At 31.1% G+C, this 7,400-nt stretch carries 6 protein-coding genes; 5 read left to right on the top strand and 1 reads right to left on the bottom strand.

Translation table 11 applies throughout. The features are described from left to right. The first annotated feature begins 149 nt into the window (after window positions 1-149). The 5 genes from Q8S45_RS09565 (at window position 150) to Q8S45_RS09545 (ending at window position 5,835) form a co-directional block, all read left to right on the top strand. A complete protein-coding gene (locus Q8S45_RS09565) occupies window positions 150-3,380 on the top strand; it encodes a type ISP restriction/modification enzyme (protein WP_305604136.1) in 3,231 nt (1,076 codons plus the stop codon). Next, the gene (locus Q8S45_RS09560; protein ID WP_305604134.1) at window positions 3,381-4,052 is read left to right on the top strand and encodes a hypothetical protein; all 672 of its coding nucleotides are present in this window, start codon (window positions 3,381-3,383) and stop codon (window positions 4,050-4,052) included. 173 nt (window positions 4,053-4,225) lie between these two features. Then, window positions 4,226-4,951 (top strand): TIGR04255 family protein, encoded by a 726-nt coding sequence (locus tag Q8S45_RS09555; RefSeq protein ID WP_305604132.1) that lies wholly within the window; start codon window positions 4,226-4,228, stop codon window positions 4,949-4,951. An 8-nt stretch (window positions 4,952-4,959) separates the two neighbouring features. Beyond that, entirely contained in the window at window positions 4,960-5,298 is a 339-nt protein-coding gene (locus Q8S45_RS09550; protein WP_305604130.1) for a hypothetical protein, read from the top strand. Next, window positions 5,299-5,835 carry a hypothetical protein gene (locus Q8S45_RS09545; RefSeq protein ID WP_305604128.1) on the top strand — a complete coding sequence of 179 codons (537 nt, stop codon included), beginning with the start codon at window positions 5,299-5,301 and terminating at the stop codon, window positions 5,833-5,835. Between the two features lie 387 nt (window positions 5,836-6,222). On the opposite strand, the gene Q8S45_RS09540 is transcribed toward Q8S45_RS09545, so the two are convergent. Continuing rightward, window positions 6,223-7,362, bottom strand: coding sequence for an MFS transporter (locus Q8S45_RS09540; protein ID WP_305604126.1), 1,140 nt, complete (start codon window positions 7,360-7,362; stop codon window positions 6,223-6,225). Between the last annotated feature and the right edge of the window lie 38 nt (window positions 7,363-7,400).

Here is a 7,400-nt window from a genome sequence, read left to right as displayed (position 1 = left end):
CTAGTTTTGATTTTTCCATAAATTCCATATTTTGTTGTTAGAAGTAGTGTTGAAATTGAAAATATAATCACTAATTGTTAAACATTAAGGCTATTTAGTTAAATTTGAAGGAGGCTAAAGTATAAATCTCGTTAATTACAAAATTTGCTATGACAATTCAAGAGTATCTAACTAAAGTTAATACCTTATTTATTACAGGAAACGCCAGAGAACATTCGTATCGTGGCGATTTACAAAACCTTATCATGGCACTATTGCCAGACATTTTAGTTACAAATGAGCCCGCCAGAGTTGAATGTGGCGCACCTGATTATGTGTTGACTCGTAAAGGAGTTCCGGTAGGCTATATAGAAGCAAAAGATATTGGAGTAGACCTAAGTAACAAAGCGTTAAAAGAACAATTTAATCGTTATAAATCGGGTTTATCTAATCTTATAATTACTGATTATTTAAAATTTTATTTTTATAAGGATGGTGAGCAAGTTTCTCAGATTAGTATCGCCAAAATAGAAGATGGTAAAATAGTACCTCAGCCAGAAAATTTTGATGAATTCACGCATTTAATCCAAAATTTTGCACTTACTATTTCGCAAACCATAAAGTCGCCAACCAAGTTGGCTCAGATGATGGCGGGCAAGGCAAAACTAATGGCTGATGTAATCGAAAAATCATTAAATAATGATGACCAAACTAACAAGCGTTCCAATTTAAAATCGCAGATGCTATCATTTAAGCAGATGTTGATACATGATATTGATAACAAATCCTTTGCTGACATCTATTCCCAAACAATTGCTTACGGTATGTTTGCAGCTCGCTATCATGACCCAACATTGGACAATTTTTCCAGAATGGAAGCATCGCAATTAATACCAAAAAGCAATCCGTTTTTAAGAAAGTTATTCCAAGATATTGCGGGTTATGATTTAGATGACCGTTTGGTTTGGATAGTTGATGAATTGGTTTCCATTTTTATTGCATCCGATGTTGCAGACATTATGAAGAACTTTGGTAAAAGCACCAAACAAGAAGACCCAGTGGTGCATTTTTACGAAACGTTTTTAGGTGAATACAACCCAGCGCTGAAAAAAGCTCGTGGTGTTTGGTACACGCCTCAGCCAGTTGTAAATTTTATAGTTCGGGCAGTAGATGATATACTAAAGACCGAATTTGATTTACCACAAGGTTTAGCCGATACTTCAAAAACTACCATCAAGAAAAAGGCAGTTACACAAACTGGTATGGGTGCAAATTCAAAGATTAAGGAAGTAGAGCATGACGTTGAGGTTCACAAGGTGCAAATTCTTGACCCCGCAACTGGTACTGGTACGTTTTTAGCTGAGGTTGTAAGACATATCTACAAGAAATTTGAAGGTCAGCAAGGTATATGGAGCAAGTATGTTACCACTGACCTCATCCCTCGATTGAATGGATTTGAACTGTTGATGGCGAGTTATGCGATGGCGCACCTTAAAATGGATATGCTCTTGACCGAAACGGGTTACAAACCAAAAGATGACCAACGTTTAAGGATATTTCTAACCAATTCATTAGAGGAAGCGCACCCAGATACAGCCACCTTGTTTAGTTCATGGCTATCTGATGAAGCTGACCAGGCAAATGCCATTAAACGTGATGCACCCGTTATGGTTGTAATGGGAAATCCACCTTATAACGTTAGCAGTAGTAATAAAAGTGAATGGATACAAAATCTAATTAAAGATTATAAAAAAGACCTAAACGAAAAAAAAATTAATCTTGATGATGATTATATAAAGTTTATACGCTTTGGACAGTATTTTATTCAAAAAAATGGAAGTGGAGTGTTAGCCTATATTTCAAACAATAGTTTTTTAAGTGGTGTAACTCACAGGCAAATGCGAAAGAATCTAATGGACTGTTTTGATAAAATATACATTATGGATTTACACGGTAATTCAAACATCAAAGAAACGAAGCCAGATGGTAGTCCTGACAAAAATGTTTTCGATATTAAGCAAGGTGTTAGCATTAATATTTTTATTAAAACAAATAAAAATACCGAAAATGTCGAAATTCTACATTTTGATATTTTTGGTGAAAGAATCGAAAAGTATCAATATTTACTGGATAATAATATAGCAACTGTTAATTGGTCAAAATTGAACCCAACAAAACCTTATTACTTTTTTAATTCACAGGAATATGGAAGAATTGATGAATATAAAAAGGGTCTAAAGGTCAATGAATTGTTCGAAGTCAGTAATTCTGGAATCAAAACAGATAGAGATAGGCTTTTTGTTGACTTTGATAAGAGCAAACTAGATAATCGAATTAATCAGTTATTATCTCAAGATTTTGATTCCGAATTTGCTAAAGAATTTAATGTTAAAGACTCTGGAAGCTATAAATTAACAAAAGTAATTAGGGATAAATCTTTTGACCGTAAATATCTTTTGCCGATTCAATATAGACCTTTTGACAATCGTTGGATATACTATGACCCTAAAATTATTAGTAGACCTGCTTCAAAAGTTATGAAACATTTGGTATTCGCAAATAATTTATCTCTTTCACTTAAAAGACAGTCGAAATTTGAATTTTCTTACTCTTTTATTCATAAGAGTATTTGCGAAAGTTGTCTTTTTGAGAGCGCTTATGCGAACAATACTGAATTTCCTTTATACCTCTATCCTGATGAAAATGGTCAGCAAAGTATAGAAGATTCACCAGAAAGAACCCCCAACCTTAACATGGAAATTGTAAAACAAATTGCAAATGGTTTGGGATTAACTTTCACCAACGAAAAAGAAACAGCAAGTAATGTTTGTTTTGCTAATAGTGATGAGGTTCGCCCAGAGTTTAAGCAAAGTTTCGCTCCAATTGATTTGTTAGATTATATATATGCAGTTTTACATTCTCCAAGTTACCGAGAAAAATACAAAGAGTTTTTGAAAATAGATTTTCCGAGAGTTCCTTATCCAAATGATGCAAAAACATTTTGGAAGTTTGTGGAATATGGTGGAGAACTGAGAGAGATACATTTGTTAGAAAGTTCAAAGGTCGAGAACTATATAACAAAGTACCCAAAAGATGGAGATAACATAGTAACCAAACCCATCTTTGTCATTGCGAGGAACGAAGCAATCGCAACAGATGAGACTGCTTCGTCCCTCGCAGTGACAGGTAGTGTGTACATCAACGAAAATCAATATTTTTCCAACGTTCCTGAAGTGGCTTGGAATTTTTACATTGGTGGCTATCAACCTGCTCAAAAATGGCTCAAAGACCGAAAAGGGCGAGAGCTGAGTTATGAAGATATTTTGCACTATCAAAAAATTATTGTGGCTTTATACGAAACGGATAGGATAATGAAGGAAATTGATAAAATTGAGATTTAGATGAAAGATGAAAATATTTCAAAAGAAGAGCTATTGATTCAAATTGATAAAAAAACAAAAGCAATGATAAAACTGGGTGCTCAATTAAATGCGATTACACCTAATGTTGAAATATTTGATATGTTTTTTATTGCAATAGTTAATAGAACAGTTAATTTAAATTCAGCATTTTCTTCTTTAATGAGAAATAATAATTTTATCGCAGCTGCACCGTTAATAAGAATTAATTTGGATTCAGTTTTGAGAATGTATGCATCAACTTGTTCAGAATTTAGTCGAAATATTTTTGCTGAAAAAGTGTTAAGTGGAGAGCGTATAGATAGAATGAAAAATCATGAAGGAAAGATGAAATTGCATGATTCCTATTTGTCAAATGAGATTTCAAAAGTTGAAGGAATGGATTGGGTGAAAGAAATATATGGTGTTGGTAGTTCATTTGTTCATTTCAGTGATGCAATTATTTTTTCGTCAAGAAAGGTTGGATGTGAGGAAGATAGAACAGTTAATTTTACTATTGGTATTCATGATTGTTTTATTGAGGAAAGTGAAAAGTTTGGCGCTATTATCTGGATGAATAAAATAATAGATGCTATAATAATTCAATGCCAATTGTGGATGTACGAAAAATGCCAGAAATATGATTTTAATTATGAAGATTTAAATAAAATTTAGGGTTTATCGTATCAAAACCTCAACCGTATCAAAATAAATCTATAACAGATATAAAATGATACGTTAGGTTGTATCATTAATATTCTTTAATCTATTTAACAATATTTTCTGAAAAAAAGTTAAATATTTTCATTTAGGATGATTACTTTTGTTTAAAATCAAGGAAATACTCAATGAGTAAATTGCCAAATGCACCATTAATAGAAGTTATTTTTGAAATAAAATGGGATGTTGATAAATCTGATATTTTAGATTTTCAGTATCTCCATGGAGATTTATATTCAAAATTAAAAGAAGAATATCCTTTTAGAGAAAATGTCGTGCCACCAGAGGTGCCATTTGAAGTAGTTAAAGGATTGCCAGTTTTTAGGTATAGAAAAGGGGGGAATGATTACCCTCTTATCCAAGTTGGTCCTGGATTAATTACTTTTAATACAATTGATGAAAAATATTTTTGGAATGAATATTTAATAGAAGTTGACAAGATATTAAAGGAGTTTAATAATATATATCCTAAATTTCATAGGATAAAATTAGTTCCTTCAATTTCATATGTAGATTTTTTCGAAATTGATTTTTCAACTAATTCACCATTGAATTTTATAAATGAGAATTTAGGGTTAAATGTGCATCAAGGTTATATAGATAATGATAATTCTAAAACTGAGGAAATTAACTTAACTTTTAACAATAGGTTAAAAAGCAATTTACTTTCATTAAATTTAATTAATGGACGTTACAATAACAAAGAAGGTTTAGTCATGCAAACTAAAATTATAGGTAATAAGGATTTTTATTTGCTTGAAGATTTAAACTCATGGTTGGTTGAAGCACATGATATATGTAGTGATGTATTTAAAAAAATCACTAATGGTAAATTGTATAATTCATTTAAATAATAACTTTTATGCTACTTCTACTTGCTACAGCAAATATCATAGCTAATAATACTTCGGTACATATCCAATATGATTTTGAGAAATCAAATGAGATGGTTATTACCCGATTATATGACAAACCTTTTGAAGATAATTCTTTGCTAAATTTATCTATTCACTACAGAAATCAAAATGTTTTAACATTAGCAGAAATAAATAGTGATTCAAACAACAATAGTTCTACATGGGAAGAATTTACTGAAAATAACTTTGATTTGATTTCCAAATTTTCTGCAAAAAAAAGTTTTTTGTTAAAGAGTAAAATAGTTTCCGTTAGAAAATTTGTCCCAAAAATTGTTATTGAGTAGATGGAGTACGCTTGGTACTATAAAATAGATACTAATGAAAACATTGAGCAAGGTGATTTAATTCCTGATTGTCCAATAGTTATTCCGCCTTCTGAAATAGCAGAAGGGAAAGAACCAGACATTAGTATAGAATTGATAGATTCAATCATATTATCTCAATCATGTGATTTAGTTAACGATAAAATCAATATTGTATTGGTTTGTCCTTTTTATGACTTAAAAATTTTCCTAGAAAATTTACCTGAAGATCAAAAAAGTAAAAGAGCTCAAAGGAAAAATATTGAAAATTTAAAAAAGGGATTTTTACCAGGGTATCATCTTTTAAATAAATCAGAAGAAAACTTTATTAATGATTATTTGGTTGTAGACTTTAGGAATGTATACGGAATTCAGATTGACAGTTTGAAAACTATTGCAAATTCTAAAGCCTCACGAATTAGACTATTACCACCTTATAGAGAACATTTATCGCAATCATTTGCTCGATATTTTATGAGAGTTGGTCTTCCGCAAGATATAGTTTTAGAAGGGTATTAATATATTTCAATTCGTTACAAATAATTATTGAATTCAACAACTTTTAAAAAATCACTTAAGAAGTCCTTTGGGTTCGATAATTCAAAGCCTTCTGCTACTAAGGCGAAATCCTTTTAAAAATAACAGTTTAGTGAAAACTAAACTGTTATTTTTATGCCTAGTTTGAATGAAATTTTTACCTTTGAGTACCAAAATGAACACGTTTTGGAACACGTTTTTGAAAATTTATAGTCGAGAATCCATTAAAATGATTGCTAAAAAAGACTTGTTTGAGTTCTTTGCAATTTGGTTAACTCAAATAACTTAAAGACTTAAATTTATTTTGAAATTTAAATAAGCTTGATTTGATTCATTGTTGCGATTTTCGAAAAAATTGAAGTTGATATGTTAATTTTTTTTCTGATGTCTAAAGAAAAATTGCGATAAAGGAATAAATAGTAACCCTGCAAACACAAAAATATAAAAGGCATACTTTAAGCTAAACGCATGAGCCACATAACCTACTAAAGGTGGACCAATTAGCATCCCTACCGTAGCATAGGTTGATATAATTGAAATTGCCATCCCTGGTGAATATTTCTTTGATGTTCCGGCAAGCATAAATGTCATTGGAAAAATGGCGGCGGTTCCAATACCTACCAAGCAAAAACCGATTAACGCCGGATAGAAATACGGGAACGTAATAGCTAACAAAATTCCTATTGCAATTAATACAGAACTAAAAATATATGTTTTTTCCAATCCAAATACATCCATTAATTTATCTGAATAAAACCTAGAAAACGCCATTGATGCCATAAATAATAAATATCCATAGGTAAAAATAGGTTCATTTATTACTTCTTTGAAATAAACACCGCTCCAGTCAAACATTCCACCTTCACAAATTGCAGCAAAAAAGACTAATAACCCTAAATAAAAAATAAAAGGATCTGGTTTACCAAAAATTAATTTATTACCAAAAGTGGATTTATCCTTTTTGAGTGTATATGAGAATACCAATAAGGAAATGATTGCTATTATTACAGCTACTATTGCTAAGTGAATATGTAAAGAAACGTTGTTTTTTACCATGATGGTTGAAAAACCAACGCCTAATAATCCTCCAGTACTCCAAAGACCATGAAAAGAACCAACAATTTTTTTTGTGTATTTTTTTTGAATTGTAATGGATTGGGTATTCATAGCAATATATAAAATGCGTGAACTAAAAGAAAACAAACTAAGTGCAGATACCAGTAAAAAAGGCGTATCGGCAAAACCAATAAACGTTAGGGCTATTGTTAAAAACAGCATCGCCACAATTAATGGGGAACGACTATCAAATTTTGACACAAGCCAACCTGAGATTGGTAATCCAATAAGTGAGCTAATAGGCATTGATAGTAACACGGTGCCTAATTGCGCTTCATTGAAATTAAAAAAATCTTTTATTGTTGGAATTCGCGAAGCCCAAGTGGCAAAACATAACCCCGATAAAAAGAAATAAGTACTTAAGGCAGCTCGTTGTTTTGTTTTTAATTGCATTTTAAAATAAAAAATTGATTTCAAATAAATCTTCGGCA

It is taken from the genome of Lutibacter sp., from assembly GCF_030692605.1.
Classification (GTDB): domain Bacteria; phylum Bacteroidota; class Bacteroidia; order Flavobacteriales; family Flavobacteriaceae; genus Lutibacter.
This window is presented reverse-complemented; position numbering and strand designations above follow the sequence as displayed.

Bases quoted from the DNA above. Each gene is read 5' to 3' on its own strand.
- Q8S45_RS09545 (WP_305604128.1), top strand. From the start codon at position 5,299: ATGGAGTACGCTTGGTACTATAAAATAGATACTAATGAAAACATTGAG.
- Q8S45_RS09560 (WP_305604134.1), top strand. From the start codon at position 3,381: ATGAAAGATGAAAATATTTCAAAAGAAGAGCTATTGATTCAAATTGAT.
- Q8S45_RS09555 (WP_305604132.1), top strand. From the start codon at position 4,226: ATGAGTAAATTGCCAAATGCACCATTAATAGAAGTTATTTTTGAAATA.
- Q8S45_RS09550 (WP_305604130.1), top strand. From the start codon at position 4,960: ATGCTACTTCTACTTGCTACAGCAAATATCATAGCTAATAATACTTCG.
- Q8S45_RS09565 (WP_305604136.1), top strand. From the start codon at position 150: ATGACAATTCAAGAGTATCTAACTAAAGTTAATACCTTATTTATTACA.
- Q8S45_RS09540 (WP_305604126.1), bottom strand. From the start codon at position 7,362: ATGCAATTAAAAACAAAACAACGAGCTGCCTTAAGTACTTATTTCTTT.